This is a genomic window from Stutzerimonas tarimensis (assembly GCF_042648805.1).
Classification (GTDB): domain Bacteria; phylum Pseudomonadota; class Gammaproteobacteria; order Pseudomonadales; family Pseudomonadaceae; genus Azomonas; species Azomonas tarimensis.
Map to the genome: position 1 here is coordinate 59,257 of NZ_JBHRXZ010000005.1, position 18,402 is coordinate 77,658.

Annotated in this window: 14 protein-coding genes and 1 tRNA gene; 11 read left to right on the forward strand and 4 right to left on the reverse strand. The window is 64.4% G+C overall.

The annotated features are described in order from the left end of the window. The first annotated feature begins 267 nt into the window (after window positions 1–267). Both hemN and ACFOMF_RS03165 read left to right on the forward strand, forming a co-directional pair. Window positions 268–1,650 carry an oxygen-independent coproporphyrinogen III oxidase gene (gene hemN, locus ACFOMF_RS03160; RefSeq protein WP_386361177.1) on the forward strand — a complete coding sequence of 461 codons (1,383 nt, stop codon included), beginning with the start codon at window positions 268–270 and terminating at the stop codon, window positions 1,648–1,650. A gap of 96 nt (window positions 1,651–1,746) precedes the next feature. Next, window positions 1,747–1,833 (forward strand) — tRNA-Leu (locus tag ACFOMF_RS03165). A 120-nt stretch (window positions 1,834–1,953) separates the two neighbouring features. Here the strand turns inward: ACFOMF_RS03165 and ACFOMF_RS03170 are convergent. From ACFOMF_RS03170 to ACFOMF_RS03185, 4 genes are read right to left on the reverse strand one after another with little or no spacing between them, the layout of a single operon-like run. Beyond that, the gene (locus ACFOMF_RS03170) at window positions 1,954–2,856 is read right to left on the reverse strand and encodes an amidohydrolase family protein (protein ID WP_386361179.1); all 903 of its coding nucleotides are present in this window, start codon (window positions 2,854–2,856) and stop codon (window positions 1,954–1,956) included. Window positions 2,857–2,868: 12 nt separating this feature from the next. Continuing rightward, window positions 2,869–4,149 (reverse strand): TRAP transporter large permease, encoded by a 1,281-nt coding sequence (locus tag ACFOMF_RS03175; RefSeq protein ID WP_386361181.1) that lies wholly within the window; start codon window positions 4,147–4,149, stop codon window positions 2,869–2,871. Beyond that, window positions 4,146–4,643, reverse strand: a complete 498-nt coding sequence (locus ACFOMF_RS03180; RefSeq protein ID WP_386361183.1) for a TRAP transporter small permease — start codon at window positions 4,641–4,643, stop codon at window positions 4,146–4,148. Before ACFOMF_RS03180 ends, ACFOMF_RS03175 begins: the two co-directional genes overlap by 4 nt. Before the next feature lie 46 nt (window positions 4,644–4,689). Further along, complete coding sequence (locus tag ACFOMF_RS03185; RefSeq protein WP_386361185.1) at window positions 4,690–5,694, reverse strand: TRAP transporter substrate-binding protein; 1,005 nt, start codon at window positions 5,692–5,694, stop codon at window positions 4,690–4,692. A gap of 367 nt (window positions 5,695–6,061) precedes the next feature. Here ACFOMF_RS03185 and ACFOMF_RS03190 point away from each other — a divergent pair, with 367 nt between their 5' ends. The 9 genes from ACFOMF_RS03190 (at window position 6,062) to ACFOMF_RS03230 (ending at window position 18,382) form a co-directional block, all read left to right on the forward strand. Further along, window positions 6,062–7,672, forward strand: a complete 1,611-nt coding sequence (locus ACFOMF_RS03190) for an amidohydrolase family protein (protein ID WP_386361187.1) — start codon at window positions 6,062–6,064, stop codon at window positions 7,670–7,672. A gap of 374 nt (window positions 7,673–8,046) precedes the next feature. Further along, complete coding sequence (locus ACFOMF_RS03195; protein ID WP_386361189.1) at window positions 8,047–11,022, forward strand: xanthine dehydrogenase family protein molybdopterin-binding subunit; 2,976 nt, start codon at window positions 8,047–8,049, stop codon at window positions 11,020–11,022. Then, entirely contained in the window at window positions 11,019–11,846 is an 828-nt protein-coding gene (locus tag ACFOMF_RS03200) for an FAD binding domain-containing protein (RefSeq protein ID WP_386361191.1), read from the forward strand. The genes ACFOMF_RS03195 and ACFOMF_RS03200 overlap by 4 nt, the downstream gene beginning before the upstream one ends. Beyond that, entirely contained in the window at window positions 11,830–12,321 is a 492-nt protein-coding gene (locus ACFOMF_RS03205) for a (2Fe-2S)-binding protein (protein WP_386361193.1), read from the forward strand. The genes ACFOMF_RS03200 and ACFOMF_RS03205 overlap by 17 nt, the downstream gene beginning before the upstream one ends. A 39-nt stretch (window positions 12,322–12,360) precedes the next feature. Further along, window positions 12,361–13,890, forward strand: coding sequence for an AMP-binding protein (locus tag ACFOMF_RS03210; RefSeq protein WP_386361195.1), 1,530 nt, complete (start codon window positions 12,361–12,363; stop codon window positions 13,888–13,890). 31 nt (window positions 13,891–13,921) lie between these two features. Beyond that, a complete protein-coding gene (locus ACFOMF_RS03215) occupies window positions 13,922–14,725 on the forward strand; it encodes an enoyl-CoA hydratase/isomerase family protein (RefSeq protein ID WP_386361197.1) in 804 nt (267 codons plus the stop codon). A gap of 101 nt (window positions 14,726–14,826) precedes the next feature. Further along, complete coding sequence (locus tag ACFOMF_RS03220) at window positions 14,827–16,083, forward strand: benzoate/H(+) symporter BenE family transporter (RefSeq protein ID WP_386361199.1); 1,257 nt, start codon at window positions 14,827–14,829, stop codon at window positions 16,081–16,083. 126 nt (window positions 16,084–16,209) lie between these two features. After that, a complete protein-coding gene (locus ACFOMF_RS03225) occupies window positions 16,210–16,419 on the forward strand; it encodes a hypothetical protein (protein WP_386361200.1) in 210 nt (69 codons plus the stop codon). Window positions 16,420–16,423: 4 nt separating this feature from the next. Next, the gene (locus ACFOMF_RS03230; RefSeq protein ID WP_386361201.1) at window positions 16,424–18,382 is read left to right on the forward strand and encodes a TRAP transporter permease; all 1,959 of its coding nucleotides are present in this window, start codon (window positions 16,424–16,426) and stop codon (window positions 18,380–18,382) included. Window positions 18,383–18,402 lie beyond the last annotated feature (20 nt).

An 18,402-nucleotide genomic window follows, 5' to 3' on the forward strand; every position in this document is an offset into this window, starting at 1 on the left:
TCGCAGAGCAGGATAAAAGCAGCGTTAATTCGCCTCGCTTCATCTTGCCCCGTCATTAGGTTGCAGGGCTCAAGACAAAATGTCCAATTGCCGCCATGTACGAGTGGAATTCCACTGCCGTGCAGATATTGGTCGAATAATTTGTGCGAGCGGACCGTATGGCCAGCTTTCTTGACCTGGAGCAGCCATCAGGCCGCCCCGCTGGCGATAATCGCAGTTCGAACGGGCTGCCCCATGGCGGCCTCGCATGACTTCGGGATTGATCGCATGGCTGTATCATTCAATCGCGCCCTGGTGGAGAAATACGACCGCCCGGGACCTCGCTACACCTCCTACCCTACCGCACCGCAGTTCCATGCGGCCTTTGCCATCGAGGACTATCGGGCAGCGGCGCAACGCAGCAACCGTGGTGAAGCGCCCACGCCGCTTTCGCTCTACATACATGTGCCGTTCTGTCGCAGCCTCTGCTACTACTGCGCCTGCAACAAGATCGTGACGCAGAAAACCGAGCGCGCCGCGGAATATCTCACCTATCTCAAGCGCGAGATCGAGCTCCAGGCCGCGCTGTTCGACCCCCATCGCAGACTCACCCAGCTCCACCTGGGCGGTGGCACCCCTACGTATTTCAGCGGCGCCCAGCTTGCCGAACTGATGGATACCCTGCATCAACACTTCAACCTCGACGACAGCGACAGCCATGAGTTTTCCCTGGAGGTCGATCCCAGGACCGTCGACCCGGCACAGATCCATGCCTTGAGCGCGCTGGGGTTCAACCGCTTGAGCTTCGGCATCCAGGATTTCGATCCTGCCGTCCAGGCGGCAGTCAACCGCGTGCAGAGCGAAGAGCAGATCGCTAGCCTAATGGCCGCTGCCCGTAGCGCCGGGTTCAAGTCGATCAGCGTCGACCTGATCTACGGCCTGCCCCTGCAGACCGTCGACAGCTTCACGACCACTTTGGAGAAGATCACTGCCCTCCGCCCGGATCGCATCGCAGCCTACAGTTACGCCCATCTGCCGGACCTGGTGAAGGCCCAGCGCCTGATCCGTCCCGAGGACATGCCACCGCCCGAGCGCAAGCTCGAACTGCTCGAGCTCACCATCGACCGCCTCACGGCAGCGGGTTACGTCTATATAGGTATGGATCACTTTGCCCTGCCGGATGACGAACTCGTTCGGGCCCGGGACAACGGCACCCTTCAGCGCAACTTCCAGGGCTACTCCACCCATGCCGATTGCGACCTGATCGGTCTGGGCGTTTCCTCGATCGGCAAGGTCGGCGACACCTACAGCCAGAACGTCAAGGAGCTCTCCGAGTACTACGCCCGCCTGGACGCCGGTGAACTTCCCTTACAGCGCGGCTATCGCCTGACCCAGGACGATGCGCTGCGTCGCGATGTCATCGTTTCCCTGATGTGCCACGGCCAGCTCGATTTCTCTGAGATCGAAGCCCGCCACCATATCCGGTTCAGGTCCTATTTCGCCGATGCGCTGGAAAGCCTAGGCGAAGCTGTAGAAGACGGCCTGGTGGCACTGCACGCTGACCGCCTGAGCCTCCTGCCCCAGGGCCATCTGATGATGCGCAACATCGCCATGGCCTTCGATGCCTACCTTGGCGATGGGCAACGCGGCCGTTTCTCCCGGACAGTCTGACCGCCAGTGCCTGCAGCGGGACACCGGCGAGGTTGCACCGCCAGGAGCGGCTCGCTATAGTCCCGCCGCCGCGACAGCGCCCGACCGCTGTCCACTGCCCGGATGGCGAAACTGGTAGACGCAAGGGACTTAAAATCCCTCATCCGAAAGGGTATGCGGGTTCGATTCCCGCTCCGGGCACCACTAACCTCCGCTTGCTCGCCGTTTTTCGCCTTGCCTGACCTTCGCTCGGCTGACTTTCGTAAGGCCCTGGCCTTGATGTCCGTACGGGTGAAAAAGCCCGGTTCGGCAAAAGCAAAGTAACTAGAACCCATAGAGCCTGGCGGGGTTGTCGGTCAGCACCTTCCCTCTCAGCGCCGCGTCAGGCATCAGGCGCAGAAACTCATCCACCAAGTCGCCATCGTTGGGCATCGGTCCCGGCAGTTGGACGTGCGGCCAGTCAGTCCCGAACACGCAGCGATCTTCCCGCGCGGCCAGCAGTGCACTGAACAGCGGATCCACGTCGAGGAACGGCGCTCGCGGGAGCGAGGAGATCCGGTTCGGCCCGGTCAGCTTCACCCAGGTCCGGCCGCCCTGCAGCAGCTGCAGCAAGATCTGGAAACCCGCGTCCTCGACTCCCTTGCCGGTCGGCATATGGCCCATATGGTCGATGACGCTGTCGGTCGGCAGCCTGTCGAGACGCTCCGCGAGCCGCTCGAACATCGAGACGTCTACAAGGAACTGGACGTGCCAGCCCAGGCCGGCAACGCGCCGTGCCAGGGTCTCGATCTCGGCGAAGGTCACCCCGCCGGCGAACAGCAGATTCATGCGGATGCCCCGCACACCTGCGGCATGCATGCGCTCCAGTTGCGCATCGGTGACGCTGCTGTCGACAACCGCGACGCCGCGCCACTGTAGCTCATCGCTACCTGAGGCGGTGAGGGTTTCCAGCATCCGGCTGTTATCCGTGCCGTACACGCTGGGCTGTACCAGGACCGCCCGCTGAAAGCCCAGGGTGCGCAGCAGGTGCCGGTAGGCTTGCTCGCTCGCATCGTGAGGGGTGTAGCTCCGGTTCGCCTGATACGGGTAACGGCTCTGCGGCCCGAAGAGGTGAGCGTGGCTGTCACACGCGCCGGCGGGTAGCGGATCACAGGGCTTGCGTGGATGCGGATTTGGCCCGGGAATCGTGGGCTTGCTGATCCGCGGGGTCGAGGGATCGATTGTCATGCCGTTCACCGCTTAGCCAAGAAGGCCGGGAAGCCAAAGGGTTACCGCCGGGACATAGGCGACGAGTGCGACCACACCGATGAGGATCAATAGAAAAGGCCACAGATGCCTGGCGACCTGCTCGATGCTCAAGCCGCTGATGGTGGAGGCGACGAACAGGGAGTAGCCAAGCGGGGGCGTCACCATCCCCACCGCGAAGTTGATCACCACCATGGCGCCTAGCTGGATGGGGTCTAGCCCCACCTGAGCCCCGACGGCAGTCAGCACCCCGCTCAGGATCACCATGGCCGACACCGTATCCATGACTGCGCCCAGCACCAGCAGCATGAGGTTCAGCAGCAGCAGGATCAGGAAGGGATTGGAGGTGACGCCCAACAACACTTCACTGATCTGGGAAGGAATCTGCTCGCTGGCGATGATCCAGGCGAAGCCATAGGCCACGACGATGATGAACATGATCACTGTTGTGGTGCGCATGGACTTTATGAACAGCGGGACCAGCGCCCGCCACTGCAGGTCCCGGTACACGAACAGACCGATGATCAGGCTGTACAGCGCACCGACCATCGCCGCCTCGGTCGGCGTGAACACGCCGCCGTAAATCCCGCCCAGGATCACCACCGGCGCCAGCAGCGCCCAGATGCCTTCTCGGATCGCACGCAGCACTTGGCCGAAGCTGGGACGGCTCTCCTTCGGAATCCTCAGGCGCCAGGCATAGACGTAGCTGACGACGCAAAAACCCGTGGCGGCCAGCAGGCCGGGGATGACGCCCGCCAGAAAGAGCTTGGAGATCGACTCCTCCGCCAGCACGCCCCAGATGATCATCGGAATGGAGGGCGGAATCATCTGCCCCAACGGGCCGATGGAGGTCGCCAGCGCCGCCCCGTATCCCCGCGAATAGCCGTGCTTTTCCAGCTCGCCGATCATCACCGAGCCGACCGCCGCGGTCGTCGCCGGTGCGGAGCCCGAGATGGCGCCGAAAAAGGTCCCGGCCGCGACGGTCGCCATCGACAGCCCGCCGGTCAGGTGCCCGAAGCAGGTCGAGGCGATCTTCACCAAACGCTTGGAAAGCCCGCCGGCACTCATCAGGTCGCCCGCCAGGATGAAGCCAGGAATGGCCAGCAGGCTGGTGATCGTACTGCCTGCGACCAGGCGCTGCGCCAGGATGATCGGATTGAAATCGGCCATCCAGATCCCGACCGCGGTCAGCAGGCCCAGGGTAAAGGCGATGGGTACCCCCATCAGCAACAGCACGAACAGCCCTGCGATGAGGACAATACCGATCTCGCTCATTGCGCAGACTCCTTCGTCTCGCCGCGTGCCCTAGGGCTGAACAGCAGGACAATCGAATGAAACACGATCAATGCGCCACTGACCGGGATGGCCGAACCTTGCAGCCACAACGGATAGCGCAAGGCAGGGGAAACCTGGTGCATGGTAAAGGCGGTGAATTTCCAGCCGGCCCAGAGCATGAGGGCGCCGAACAAGAGCACCAGCAACAAATTGAACCGTTCGAGCAGAAACTTCAGAGGCGCGGGCAAGGCATCGATCAGCACCGTGACCCGGACGTGCCCCAGGTCGCGGATCAGCACGCTCGCGAACAGAAAAGTTGTCCAGCTGAAGGCCAGCAGCGCGACCTCATCGGTCCAGGCCAGCGACGAGTTCAAAACGTAGCGATAGAAGACGCCCGTCAGCAGCGAAAGCGTCATGACCAGCGCGCACAGCGCGCCGAGAGCAGCTGTCACGGCGGCAAGTCGCCTGCTGCCCGTTTCGAGGAATCTGTGCATGTACCGTCACCTGAAATAAGGGTCCGCGGTGCGGACCCATGCCACCCTACTCGGCGGCCAGCTTCATGGCTCGATCGACTAGGTCCGCGCCGATTCGCGGGCGGTACTCCTCGTAGACGGGTCGGACCGCTTCACGGAAGGCCTGGGTATTGGCGACCTCGTTAACCGCCATGCCCTCGGCCTTGATCTTCTCGATCAGTTGCTGCTCGTTCTTGGCGACCTCGGCGCGCTGGCGCTCGATGGCCTTCTCGGCCGCGGTGCGCACGGCGGCCTGCTGTTCCTCGGAGAGGCGCGAGAAAACTTGCTTGGAAATTAGCAGCGGCAGCGCGTTGTAGGTGTGATTGGTTAAGGACAGGTACTTGACCGCGCCCGCGTACTTGTTGGCGTAGATTACCGCCAGCGGGATCTCGAGGCCGTCGACCGTACCCTGCTGAACTGCGGTGAACGCATCGCTCCAGGCCATTGGTACCGGATTGGCGCCAAGGGCACGAAAGCTCGCGATGAACAGGTCGCTCGGCTGCACCCGCAGCTTGATGCCGTTCAGGTCGCCGGGCGCCTTGATTTCACGGGTGTTGTTGATGGTGTGCCGAAAGCCTGCCTCGCCAAAGCCGAGCCCGACGATTCCCTGCTTGTCCAGCCGGGAGAACAGCTCCTTGCCTAGCTCGCCATTTAGCGCCTGGTGGGCCTGCTCGCGGTCCTTGAACAGGAAAGGCAGGTCGAGCAGCTGGAAGCTCCGGTCCAGCGTGCCCAACTGCGTGCCAGTGATGACGCCCGCGTCGAGCGTGCCGAACTGCATGCCCTGCAGCATGTCCGTGTCGTTTCCCAACTGGTTGCTCGGGAAGAACTTCACGTCGAACTGCCCGGGCGCCGCCGTCTCCAGCTCCTCCTTGAAGTAACGCGCGGCGATCGCATAGGGGTCGACCTCGCTGTCGGCGGTCGTCCAGCCCAGCCGGAGGGTAGTCGCCGCGTGGGCCAAGCTTGCCGTGGCCAGCGTCGCGGCCATAAGCGTGGAGGTGATCAGCGTCTTGGCGAACCTGAATGGGAGTGTCATCGCGGCCTTCCTTTTTCTTGTGATTGAGGGCGTAGGGATGGCGAAAGCAGAGGGCCACCCTGCTGAATTTGTCCTACAACTAGTTGAGCACAGGATCTGCGAGGCTGTAAAGCCGCCACGACAAAGTTGTCCCACAAGTTATCACACTCAGTAATACCTATTATTTTCAGGCACTTATGGATATTCGACAGGGTATTTCATGGAGCGTGGCCGGTGCCGCCGCCCTGTTTGCGTGACCTGGGACCGAGGCCGGCAATGGGCAATCGTGGAGCCCGGGGCGCCCTTGGGCGTACTATCGCGCTGGCGGGAGCAGGCGCTTTCCTCGCCTCGCCGCCCTGCCGCCTTGTACAGATCCAGGACCAGTCCAATGAATCAAACGGCTTCTGCGGGACGCAGCCAGCTATCGGTGAAAATTTCGCGCCACCTGGAAACGGAAATCAGCGAGGGGCGGCTCAAGCCTGGCGATCGCATACCGACCGAGGCGCAACTGACGAACCAGTTCGGCGTCAGCCGGAACGTGGTCAGGGAGGCGGTTGCCCGGCTGAAGTCCGAAGGCCTGGTCGAAAGCCACCAGGGCCGGGGCGCTTTCGTTTCCGACAAGGCGCACCGCAACAGCTTTCGTATTAATCACGACGATTTGAGCAGCCTGTCCAAGCTTCGGCAGCTGTACGAGTTGCGACTCGACCTGGAGGTCTCCGCGGCGGGCATGGCCGCCCGGCGCCGCACGCGGAGCCAACTCGAAACGATCCAAGCCGCCCTGGCGGCGCTGCACAGCTCGCTCTCGTCTGGCCAGAGCGTCATCGAAAACAGCCTGGCCTTCAAACGCGCCATAGCCGACGCCACCGGCAACGAGTACTTCAAGAACTTCGTCCTGTTCCTGACCGCGCATATCTTCGAGGCGGCCTCCTTCGAGCGGCGTATCGAAAACTCTGCCGCGCTGCGCGACACCGTGCTTGCCGAACACGCCTCGATTCTCGAAGCCATCGAACTGGGCGACCCGGACCTCGCCCGCCGCGCCGCATGGGTGCAGATCATCAACTCTGCCGAGCGAAACGGACTGCGCGGGTTGCAGGGCTGGGAGGTCACCCGGATGAGCTCGCTGGGGGAAACCTATGCGCCGCCCTGCGCCCCCCCGATAGCGAACATGGCCTCGCCTTCGTTGACGCTACCCGAGAACGCCTGCGACTGCCACTTCCACATCTTCGGGGACCCGGCCGTCTACCCCTTCACCCCGCACCGCTCCTACACTCCCCCGCCCGCCTCGCTGGACGCCTACCAAAGCATGCAGCGCACGCTGGGCCTCACCCGGGGCGTGATCGTCCAGCCCAGCGTGTACGGCTACGACAACCGGGCAATCCTCCAAGCCCTGCGCCAGGGCGGCGGGAACTACCGCGGCGTGGTGGTCATCAGCCCGGAGGCCAGTGAGGCAGAACTGAGGGAAATGGATGCGCTGGGCGTGCGTGGCGTGCGGATCAACCTGATCTACAAGAGCGGTGTCGAGGTGTCCGACGTGACCCACCTGGCGCGCAAGATCGCACCGCTGGGGTGGCATGTGCAGCTGCTGATCGACGTCTCCGAGTTTGCCGACCTATACGACACCCTGGCCAACCTGCCGGTCAACGTCGTCATCGATCACATGGGGCACATGCCGGCGAGTGTAGGCACCGAGCATCCGGGCATCCAGGACCTGCTGCGACTGACCCAGGAAGGCAAGGTGTGGGTCAAGCTGTCCGGCGCGTACCGGTTCACTAACCAGCGCAGCACGCCCTATTCCGACATCACCCCGTATGCCAAGGCGCTGATCGAGTCCAACCCCGACCAGATCCTCTGGGCGAGCGACTGGCCACACGTGTGCATCTCGGTACCCATGCCGGACGACAGGACCCTGATCGAGGAGTTCTTCGAGTGGGCGGGGCGCGACGAGGCGACCATCCGGAAAATCCTCGTCGACAATCCTGCGCGCCTATACGGTTTCTAAGGTCGAGTTTCTTGAAGGTGCTGCGCCGTGCAGCAACCCTCACGCTGGTCACTGTCACGCTCTGACTGCCACGCCCAACATGCAGCGTTTCGGCTGGCTGTCGACTGAGTCGGCTGCCGGGCGGAGCGGCGAGGCTGTTCGATTTCGTCCACTCCCGTATTTGACGGATTTCCTCAGGGCTCCTCTCTCTTGGAAAGAGGCGTGTCCGGGAAATCCGGGGCTTAAGCCTTGGCGAAGCGGGTGCCGATCAGACTGAAAGGCAAATTTCTGTACGCCTGGGCAAATATCCGCATTGCCAGGCAAGGCATGACGTTCGCGTTTTTCGCAGACTTGGTTGCAAGCACATCGCGCCACAACAACAACGAGACGCGAACATGAATATGCACCAAAGCCCAAGCAAGGCTGATCAGCGTCATATCGGACATCGCCAGGTACGGGTCGAAGACGCGGCCTTGCTCCGCGGCCTGGGTCGATACGCCGACGATGTCGCAACGCCCCCCGGCACCCTGCATGCCGCCATCGTGCGCTCGCCCCACGCGCATGCCCGCATCAGATCGCTGGACGCTTCTGCAGCACTGGGCATGAAAGGCGTACACGGGGTATTGACCGGCGAGGACGTCAAGCGCTGGGCCAATCCCTTCCCGGTCGGCGTCAGGGCGCCGATGGAACACTGGTGCCTGGCGCTGGACAAGGTTCGCTATGTCGGCGAGCCGGTCTGCGTGGTGATCGCAGAGGACCGTTACCTCGCCGAGGACGCACTGGATACCGTGCAGGTCGAGTACGAACCCCTGCCACCGATCATCGACCCGGAGGCGGCCGCCCAAGACGACGCTCCCGTGCTGCATGAGGCCGTGGGCAGCAACGTGGTCAACGAGCGGCATTTCCGCTATGGCGATCCCGAGCGTGCCTTCGCGGAGGCCGAGCGCAGAGTCTCGATCAAGGTCCACTATCCGCGCAACTCCTGTACCCCGATCGAGTGCTATGTGGTGCTCGGGCAGTACCAGCCCGCCAATGGCGTCTACGACATCCTTTCCAACTTCCAGGGCCCTTATGCCCTGCATTCGGTAATGGCGCGGGCACTGAACGTGCCGGGCAACCGGCTGCGGCTGCGCACTCCGCCGGATTCGGGTGGCAGCTTCGGCATCAAGCAGGGCGTCTTCCCCTACGTGGTGCTGATGGCCCTGGCCGCACGCAAGGTGGGCGCGCCGGTGAAGTGGGTCGAGGATCGCCTGGAGCACTTGCAGGCCTCGTCCAGCGCCACCAATCGCGTGTGCGAGATCGAGGCGGCCGTCGAGGCCGACGGCCGGGTCGTCGCCCTGCGCTACGATCAGATCGACGATTGCGGCGGCTACCTGCGCGCACCGGAGCCGGCCACGTTCTACCGCATGCACGGCAACCTGTCCGGCGCCTATGCCATACGCAACATTGCGGTGCGCAACCGCGTGGTCCTGACCAACAAGGTCCCCAGCGGACTCAACCGCGGCTTCGGCGGCGGCCAGGTGTACTTCGCCCTTGAGCGTCTGATGCATCAGGTGGCCATCGAGCTGGGGCTGGATCCGCTGCAGGTGATTCGGCGCAACCTGGTGCCGGCGGGCGTGTTTCCTTACCGCGCCGCGGCCGGCGCTCTGCTCGACTCCGGCAACTATCCTGCCACCTTGGAGCTGGCGGTCCGTGAGGGCGGGCTGGACGAACTGCTGCGCCGACGTGACCAGGCCCGGGCCGAAGGGCGGCTCTATGGTATCGGCTATACAGCAGTGGTCGAGCCGTCGATCTCCAATATGGGCTACATCACCACGGCGATGACCCCCGAGGAGCGGCGCAAGAGCGGTCCGAAGAACGGCGCGGTCAGTACCGCCACGGTCAGCGTCGACCCGCTCGGCGGCGTCAGTGTCCACGTCGCCTCGACTCCACAGGGCCAGGGCCACCAGACGGTGGCCGCCCAGGTGGTGGCCGAGGTGCTGGGGGTGGCGCTGGACAGCATCAATGTCAATGTCGAACTGGACACCGGCAAGGACGCCTGGTCGATCGCCTCGGGCAACTACTCCAGCCGGTTCGCGGGCGCCGTCGCCGGCTCGGTGTACAACGCGGCGCTGAAGATTCGCGAGCGCATGGCCGGCATCGCCGCCTCCATGTGGGACGTGCCTGCCGATCAGGTACGCTTTGCCGGCGGCAAGGTCTTCGTCGAGAGCGGCCCCAGCCAGCCGTTCCATCGCATTGCCGGCTCCACCCATTGGTCGCCGGGCCTGCTCCCCGAAAACGAGGGTGGCGGCCTGCGCGAAACCGCGTTCTGGACGCCGCCGCAGCTCACTGCGCCGGACGACAACGACTGCATCAACAGCTCGCTGTGCTACGGCTTCATCTTCGATTTCTGCGGCCTGGAGATCGACCGCGTCACCGGAGAGGTGCATATCGACCGCTATGTGACCTGTCACGACGCCGGACGCATCCTCAATCCCATGCTGGTCGACGGGCAGATTCGCGGCGGTTTCACCCAGGCACTGGGTGTGGCACTGATGGAAGAATTCGTCTACGGCGACGACGGCAGCTTCCTCTCCGGCACTTTCGCCGACTATCTGGTACCGACCGCACCGGAGGCCGTGGAGCCGCTGATCCTGCACACCGAAACCCCCTCGCCGTTCACTCCGCTCGGGGCCAAGGGCGTTGGCGAAGGCAACAACATGAGCACCCCGGTGTGTATCGCCAATGCCATGGCCGACGCTCTGGGCCGGAGCGATATCCGGTTGCCGCTGACGCCGTCCCGGGTGCGCTCGATGATAGGCATCGACGAGCCGCCACCGCCGGAGGGTCTCGAGCTGGAGGCGCCACGTGTCGCTGGCGGCTCGGCGCTGCAGGCGCAGGACGTGGTGGAGATTCCGGCGCCACCCCAGCAGGTGTTCGATGCCCTGCTCGACCCGGAGACGCTCAAGGCCATCATCCCGGGCTGCCATGCGCTGGAGCTGGAGAGCGAAAACCACTACCGCGCCGATGTGACCGTGGGTGTCGGCATGATCCGCGCGCGCTTCGCCGCCCGGGTCGGCCTGAGCGACCTCGACCCGCCCCATTCACTGCGCCTGTCCGGCTCGGGCAACAGCCCGATGGGGTCAGCCACCGGCAGCGCCAAGGTGAGGTTCATCGAGCTGGACAACGGGCATACCCGACTCGAATACGTCTATGACGCGGCGGTGAGCGGCAAGGTCGCGGCGGTGGGCGGCCGCATGCTGCAGAGCGCCTCGAAGGTCATCATCGGCCAGATCTTCACCCGACTGGCCCAGCGCCTGACCGGCAAGCCGGTGCAGACCGGCCTCTGGCAGCGGCTGCGCGCCCTGCTGGGCAAGGGAGGTGCGCAATGAAACCCGCTGCATTCGATTACGTCCGCGCCGGCAGCAAGCGCGAAGTCTTGCAACTGCTCGCCGAACACGGCGAGCAGGCCCGCATCATCGCCGGCGGCCAGTCGCTGATGGCGGTGCTGAACATGCGCCTGGCACAGCCGAAACTGCTGATCGACATCAACCATGCCGCCGATCTGCAACACCTCGGCATCCAGGGCGGGCGACTGGTAGTGGGGGCGGCGGTGCGCCAGGTGGAGCTGATGGACCGCACCAGCCTGACCGACGAGGTTCCTCTGCTGGCGCAGGCGCTGCCCTGGATCGGGCATTTCCAGACGCGCAATCGCGGCACGGTCTGCGGCTCGGTGGCTCACGCCGATCCCAGTGCCGAAATTCCGCTGTGCCTGGTCACGCTGGGCGGGACCGTGGTGCTGGAGTCGCTCAAGAGCAAGCGCCGTGAGGTCGCGGCGGCCGAGTTCTTCCAGGGGGTGCTCACCACCGAGAAGCGCGCGGACGAGATGGTCAGCGAGGTGCACTTCCCGCTCCGTGAGGCCGGAGCGGCCTATCGCTTCCGTGAAATCGCCATGCGTCACGGCGACTTCGCGCTGGTGGCGCTTGCCGCCTGCATCCGTGAGCGCGAGGTGAGCCTGGGCATCGGTGGCGTCGCCGACCGGCCGGTACAGCGTCGCCTGCCTCTCGGTGCGGATCTCGCGCCGGCACTCAACGCCTTCGCCTGGTCCCTGGGTGCACAGGGCGACGTGCACGCGTCGGCGGCATATCGGCGTCAGCTGATCCGGGAACTGGGCCAACAACTGATCGAGGGACACACCCATGCACGCACCCGCTGACCTGCGTTTTCCCATCCGCCTGGAGCTCAATGGCCGCCTGCGCGAGGGCCATGCCGAACCGCGCATGCAGCTGTGCGACTTCCTGCGCCACGAGCTCGGCGCGACCGGCGTGCACGTCGGCTGCGAGCACGGGGTGTGCGGCGCCTGCACGGTGCTGGTCGACGGCGTCGCCTCGCGCTCCTGCCTGATGCTCGCGGTGCAGGCCCACGAGCGACGCATCGATACCGTCGAGTCGCTGGCCCGCGACGATGTGATGAACGACCTGCAGCAGGCCTTCAGCCGCCACCACGCGCTGCAGTGCGGCTTCTGCACCAGCGGCATCCTGATGTCCTGCGTGGAATTCCTCGAACGCGTACCCGCGCCGGACGAGGTCCAGGTGCGGGACATGCTGTCCGGCCACCTGTGCCGCTGCACCGGATACACCGGAATGGTGCAGGCGGTGCTCGAGGTAGCGCAGCAGCGCCGGGCACCCTGACCACAAGCCCTACAACAACAAGAACCATGGAGTGCACTCATGTTTGATCTGGGACGCAGCTTTCTTGCCGCGGTGGAGCGCCGCCCCGGCGCGGTGGCGATCAGTGACGGCGAACTGAAAAAGACCTACGAGACCTGGTTCGCCGACATCCAGCGCGCCGCGTACGGGCTCGAGCGACTCGGGCTCAGCAAGGGCGACCACCTGGTGACAGTGATGCAGAACCGCTGGCAGTTGGCGACGTTGCATTGGGCCTGCCAGTTCAGCGGTATCGTCATGACCCCGCTTAACTGGCGCTGCACTGCCGATGATTTGGGCTGGTGCCTGGTCGATGCCGACGCTCGCGCGCTGATCCATGACGACTCGGCTGCTGAAGCGGTGCTGGCCTGCGGCGAGCTGCGGATCCCCTGCGTCAACGTCGGTGGCACTGCCGCAGACGGTGTCATGAGCTTCGAGCAGCTGTGCGCCGACACGCCGGCGCAGACCATCCTGCGTGCAGGCGCCGAAGACTGGTCGCTGATGCTCTACACCTCTGGCACCACCAGCCGGCCGAAAGGCGTGCCGCGTCGACACCGCGCCGAGCGCGCCGCAGCAGTCGCACACGTCGCGCAGAACCTCTACGGCCAGGACGAGTGCACCCTCGGCGTGATGCCGCTGTACCACACCATGGGCGTGCGCTCGCTACTGTCTATGGCGCTGCTCGACGGCCACTTCGTCTGCGTACCGAAGTTCGACGTCGAGGCCACGCTGGACGCTATCGAGCGCGAGAGGATCAGCAACCTCTATCTGGTCCCGACGCTCTACCACATGCTCATCGAGCACCCGGCGTTCAGTCCCGAGCGGGTCGCCAGCGTGCGCAAGATCGGTTTCGCGGGCGCGCCGATGAGCGATGGCCTTATGCGCCGGGTCGAAGCGGCGTTTCAACCCGAACTGTTCGTCAACCATTACGGCAGCTCGGAAATCTACACCTTCACCATCGACCAGAGCGCCAGCCGCAAGCCCGGCTCGTCCGGACGCTGCGCACTGAACCAGCGGATCCGCGTGGTCGCCCTCGATGCGCAATCACCGACACAGGCAGTCAAGCCCAACGAGGAAGGCCAGATCATTGCTGACCTGGCCAGCGATGAGGCGTTCGAAGGCTATTGGAAGCGCCCCGACGCGGACGCCAAGTCGCTGCGCGACGGCTGGTATTTCACCAATGACACCGGCTTCTTCGATGAAGACGGAGACCTCTTCGTCACCGGCCGGGTCGATGACCTGATCATCACCGGCGGCGAGAACGTCAGCCCGGCGGAGATCGAGAACGCCCTCTCGTTGCATCCTGCCGTCGAGGAAGTGGCGGTAGTCGGCCTGCCTGACGAACAGTGGGGCAAGCTGGTCGCCGCCTTCATCAAGCTGCGCCATCCGATAACGCCAGAAGAGCTCGACGCTTATTGCGTGTCCTCTGGCCTGGCCCGCTTCAAGCGGCCTCGGCGTTACGAATTCATCGAGCAGATCCCCAAGTCTCCGGTCGGCAAGGTGCTGCGCCGCGTACTGGTCGCCCAGTACGGCGAGCTCAAGGCCGCCAGCTAGTCATCACCTTTCAAGCAAGAGGAACAAGCGCATGGATACCACCAGCATCGAGCAATTTCTGCAGACCCCCTTCGACGGGTTCAGCGTCGAGCTGAACACCGAGCGCGAGCGAGCTGACCTCATCCTCGGCCGCCCGCCTTTCAATGTCATCGCCATGAGCCAGCGCGAGGTGATGCGCCAGGTGTTCGAGGCGCTCGACGCGCATCCTGGCGTGCGGGTGATCGTGCTGCGCGCCCAAGGCGAGCATTTCTCCAGCGGCGGGGACATCAAGGGCTTTCTCGAGGCCTCGCCCGAACATGTGTCCAAGCTGGCCTGGAACGTGGCCGCACCGGAGCGCTGCACCAAGCCGGTGATCGCCGCCAACCGCGGCTACACCTTCGGTGTGGGCTTCGAGCTGTCCCTGGCCTGCGATTTCCGCATCGCCTCGGACACTACCCGTTACGCCTTGCCGGAGCAGAACCTCGGTCAGATTCCAGGCTCGGGAGGATCCGCGCGCCTGCAGAAGATGATCGGTATCGCCCGCACCAAGCACATGGTCATGCGCGCCAAGCGGGTCAGCGGGCAGCAGGCCTACGAATGGGGCTTCATCACCGAGTGCGTACCCGATGCGGAGCTGGAAAGCACCGTCGATGCCCTGGTCGACGAACTGCGCCGCTTCTCGCCGCTGGCCCAGCGTACGGCGAAAAAGCTGATCAATGACAACGAGGACGCGCCGCTGAAGGTCGCCATCGAGATGGAAGGCCACTGTTACAGCCGCCTTCGCAGCTCGGCGGACTTCAAGGAAGGCGTCGAGGCGTTCCACGGCAAGCGGCCGGCCGTTTTCCGTGGTGAGTGAGTCAAGCGGCGAATAACCGTCGCCTGCACGCGTGCCGCCCCGCAGTGGGCGGCACTCGGCGAACGACCGAACGCATTAGAACAACAAGCGGAGGCGTTGCCATGTCCCAGAATCTTTCACAACCAGCGGTCGACGTGTCCGCTGTTACCGGCGAGCCGACGCTGCGCCGAGCGTTCAACTCCAAATCCATCAGCGCCGGCGTGGTCGCCGCCCTGTTCGGCTGCACCGGCCCTGCGCTGGTGGTTATCAATGCCGCCGAAGCCGGACGCCTGAGCAATGCCCAGACGGTCTCCTGGTTATTCGCGATCTACGTGCTCGGCGGGCTGATCAGCCTGTTCCTGGCGCTGCGCTACCGACAGCCGATCTGCGGCGCCTACACCATCCCCGGCGCCGCGATCCTGGCCGCCTCGCTCACCGTCATTCCGTTCAGCGATGCGGTGGGCGCTTTCATCATGAGCGGCCTGCTGGTCTTCGTCCTCGGCGTCACCGGTTTGATCGGCCGCTTGATGCGCTGGCTGCCGATGCCGATCGTCATGGCGATGATTGCCGGGGCGCTGATCCGCTTCGCCACCGGCGCCATCGACGCCATTGTCAGCGCGCCGCTGATCGCCGGCGTCGCCGCACTGAGCTTCTTTCTGGTCACCCGCTTCACCCGTGCGGTACCGCCGGTGCTGGTCGCCGGGGTGGTCGGGCTGATACTGGCCTTCGCCTTTGGCCAGCTGCAACCGGCCGACGTGAACATCGCTTGGGTGATGCCGGCGTTCACCGTGCCGAGCTTCTCGCTCGATGCCTTCCTGGCCATCACCATCCCGCTCACCGCGCTGGTGATCGGCGCCGAGAACGCCCAGGCGACCGGTGTGCTAATGGCCGAAGGGTATCGCCCGCCAGTCAACGCGATGACCATGATCAGCGGCATTGGTGGCGTGCTGGCTGGCCTGCTCGGAGGACACAACGCCAATATCGCTGGACCGATGACCGCGATCTGTTCGTCCGAGCAGGCCGGCGACGATCCGCGGCTTCGCTACGGAGCGGCGCTGGTCAATGGCATGCTGTTCGCCCTGTTCGGGCTGTTCGCCGGGCTCGCGGTGCCGTTCATCCTCGCCTTCCCCAAAGCATTGATCGTAGTGGTGGCCGGGCTGGCGATGATCGGCGTGCTGCTCGGCGCATTGCAGCAGGCCTTCCAAAAAGGTGGCGCCTGCCAGATCGGCGCCTTCGTCGCGCTGGCGGTAGCGATGAGTCAATTCTCGCTGCTGGGAATCAGCTCGCCGTTCTGGGCGCTGCTGTTTGGCGTCGCAGTATCCGCGCTGCTCGGCGAAATCCGCACCGCGTCCGCTAGCGAGGGCGTGAAAGCAAGCTAGAGCGGTGCCTGATGGCCTGTATCAAAATTCGTTAATGGCCAGACCACCCGACAGGCGCCAAGATGAATCTGTCGCCGACGCCCGCGTCGGCCGACTAACCAATAAAAACAACAACGGTGAACCGCCATGATCTTCAGCCAGACCTACGGGTCGCCGACCCGTCTCGCCACCCTGATCGCCACCGGACCCATCGCCTGCTCCCTACGTTCCAGCAGCCAGCACACTCTCGATACCAATCCCCCGGCACACCAATGTCTGACGGCCACCGCGCCCGGCGTTCGCCAGCCGCGCAGCACCGTCGTGCGCCGGCTTCGAGCCGCCATCCAGCAGGGCTGAGCTCATGAAAAAATTCATCAATCCGGCCTCCATAGTCGCGCTCTGCTGGTCGGCCTTTCAGATCTACATGGTCTACGGCACGCCGCTGGACCTGATCGTCGCGGTGCCGATCCACATCATGTTCGGCCTCGTGCTGACCTTCGTCATCCATCCTCTGCGCAAGCAGGATCTCGGCCACTTCAGCGTGGTGCGCGCCTCGGATTACCTGCTCGCCGCGATGGCGGCAGGCATTGCCCTGTTCTACCTGATGAACGCCGAAGCATTGACGATGCGCATCGCGATGGTCGACCCGCTGCGATCAATCGACCTGGTGGTGGGCATCGTCACCATTGCCCTGGTAATCGAGGCCGTTCGCCGCGCCCTCGGCATGGGCCTGACGGTAGTCATCCTGGTGTTTCTGGTCTATCAGTTCATCGGCCCGCAGCTGCGGGGCGTTCCGATGCTCAGCATCATCGGTCACGACGGTGAGCCTAGCCGGCTGTTTCTCGAAACCTTCCTAGACGTGCAAGTGCTGCAGAACGAAGGCGTGTTCGGCATTCCCAGCATCGTGTCCTACGGCCAGGTGTTCTACTTCCTGCTGTTCGGCGCATTCCTGCAGCTATTCGGTGGCGGCCAGTTGTTCATGGATCTATCCGTGCTGCTGGTCGGGCGCTTTCGCGGCGGCATGGCGAAGGTCTCGATCGTTTCGTCGACGCTGTTCGGTTCGGTCAGCGGCAGCGCGACGGCCAATGCCGCAGTGATGGGCATGTTCACCATCCCGGCGATGAAGAAGTCGGGCATGAGCGCCGAAGAGTCGGCGGCGGTCGAAGCGGCCTCCTCCACCGGTGGCCAGCTGATGCCACCGGTGATGGGCGCGGCGGCCTTCCTAATCGCTCAGTTCATGGGCATCCCCTACGCGGAAGTCGCGATCGCCGCGTTGATCCCCGCGCTGTTGTTCTACGTCGCGCTGTATTTCGTCGTCGACCTGCTGGCACGGCGCAAGGGCCTGGCCGGCCTCAAGCGAGACGAACTGGGCACCAACTGGAACAGCGTGCTCAAGCGGCTGTACCTGCTGATCCCGGTGTTCGTGCTGGTCTATCAGATCATGGCCGGGCGCGCGCTCAGCTCGTCCACCCTGCAGGCGATCTGGATCACCCTGGTGTTCGGCCTTTGCACCCGCGTCTGGGAAGGCTTTCGCGCTGAGGGCGGCAACGGCGTGTTGAAGGCTGCAGGATCGGTCGTGAGCGATTCGATACAGGCGCTCGATTCCGGCGCGCGCGGCGCCATCGCCGTGGCCATTCCCTGCGCCGGTGCCGGCATCGTGGTCGGCATCGCGTCGATGACCAACCTTGGCCTGACCTTCGGCAGCTTCGTCACCGCCCTGTCCGGTGGCATGCTGATCCCGGCGCTGCTGCTGGTGATGTTCATGGTGATTGTGATGGGCATGGGCATGCCGACCACCGCGGCCTACATCATGGGGGCGATCCTTGCCATTCCGGCGCTCGACAAGCTCGGAATTCCGGCACTGTCGTCGCACTTCTTCGTGCTGTATTTCGCTGCGCTGTCGATGGTCACGCCACCGGTGGCCCTGGCTGCTTTCGTGGCCGGCGGCATCGCCAAGGCGGATGTCTGGAAGACCGGCTGGGTAGCGTTCCGCTACAGCCTGGCCGGATTCCTGGTCGCCTTCGCCTTTGTCTTCAGCCCGGCGCTGCTGCTGCAGGGCGCATGGCAGACCATCGTCCCGGCGGTCGCCACCGCGGTGATCGGCTGCTATGCGCTGGCCGGTTGCGTGGCGGGGTACCTGCGGGCGCGCAACTCCTTGCTCGAATCGGGGTTGCTGTTAGTTGCCGCCGCCCTGCTGATCGCGCCGGTGTTCAAGGCCTCACTGGGTGGGCTGTTCCTACTCTGCGCAGTCTGGGCCTGGCAGAGTCGCAAAGCCAGGGCCACGCGGGCCGATTGCACACTGCGACAGTCCGGGGCCTAGCGCCGCGGATCCTCCAAGCA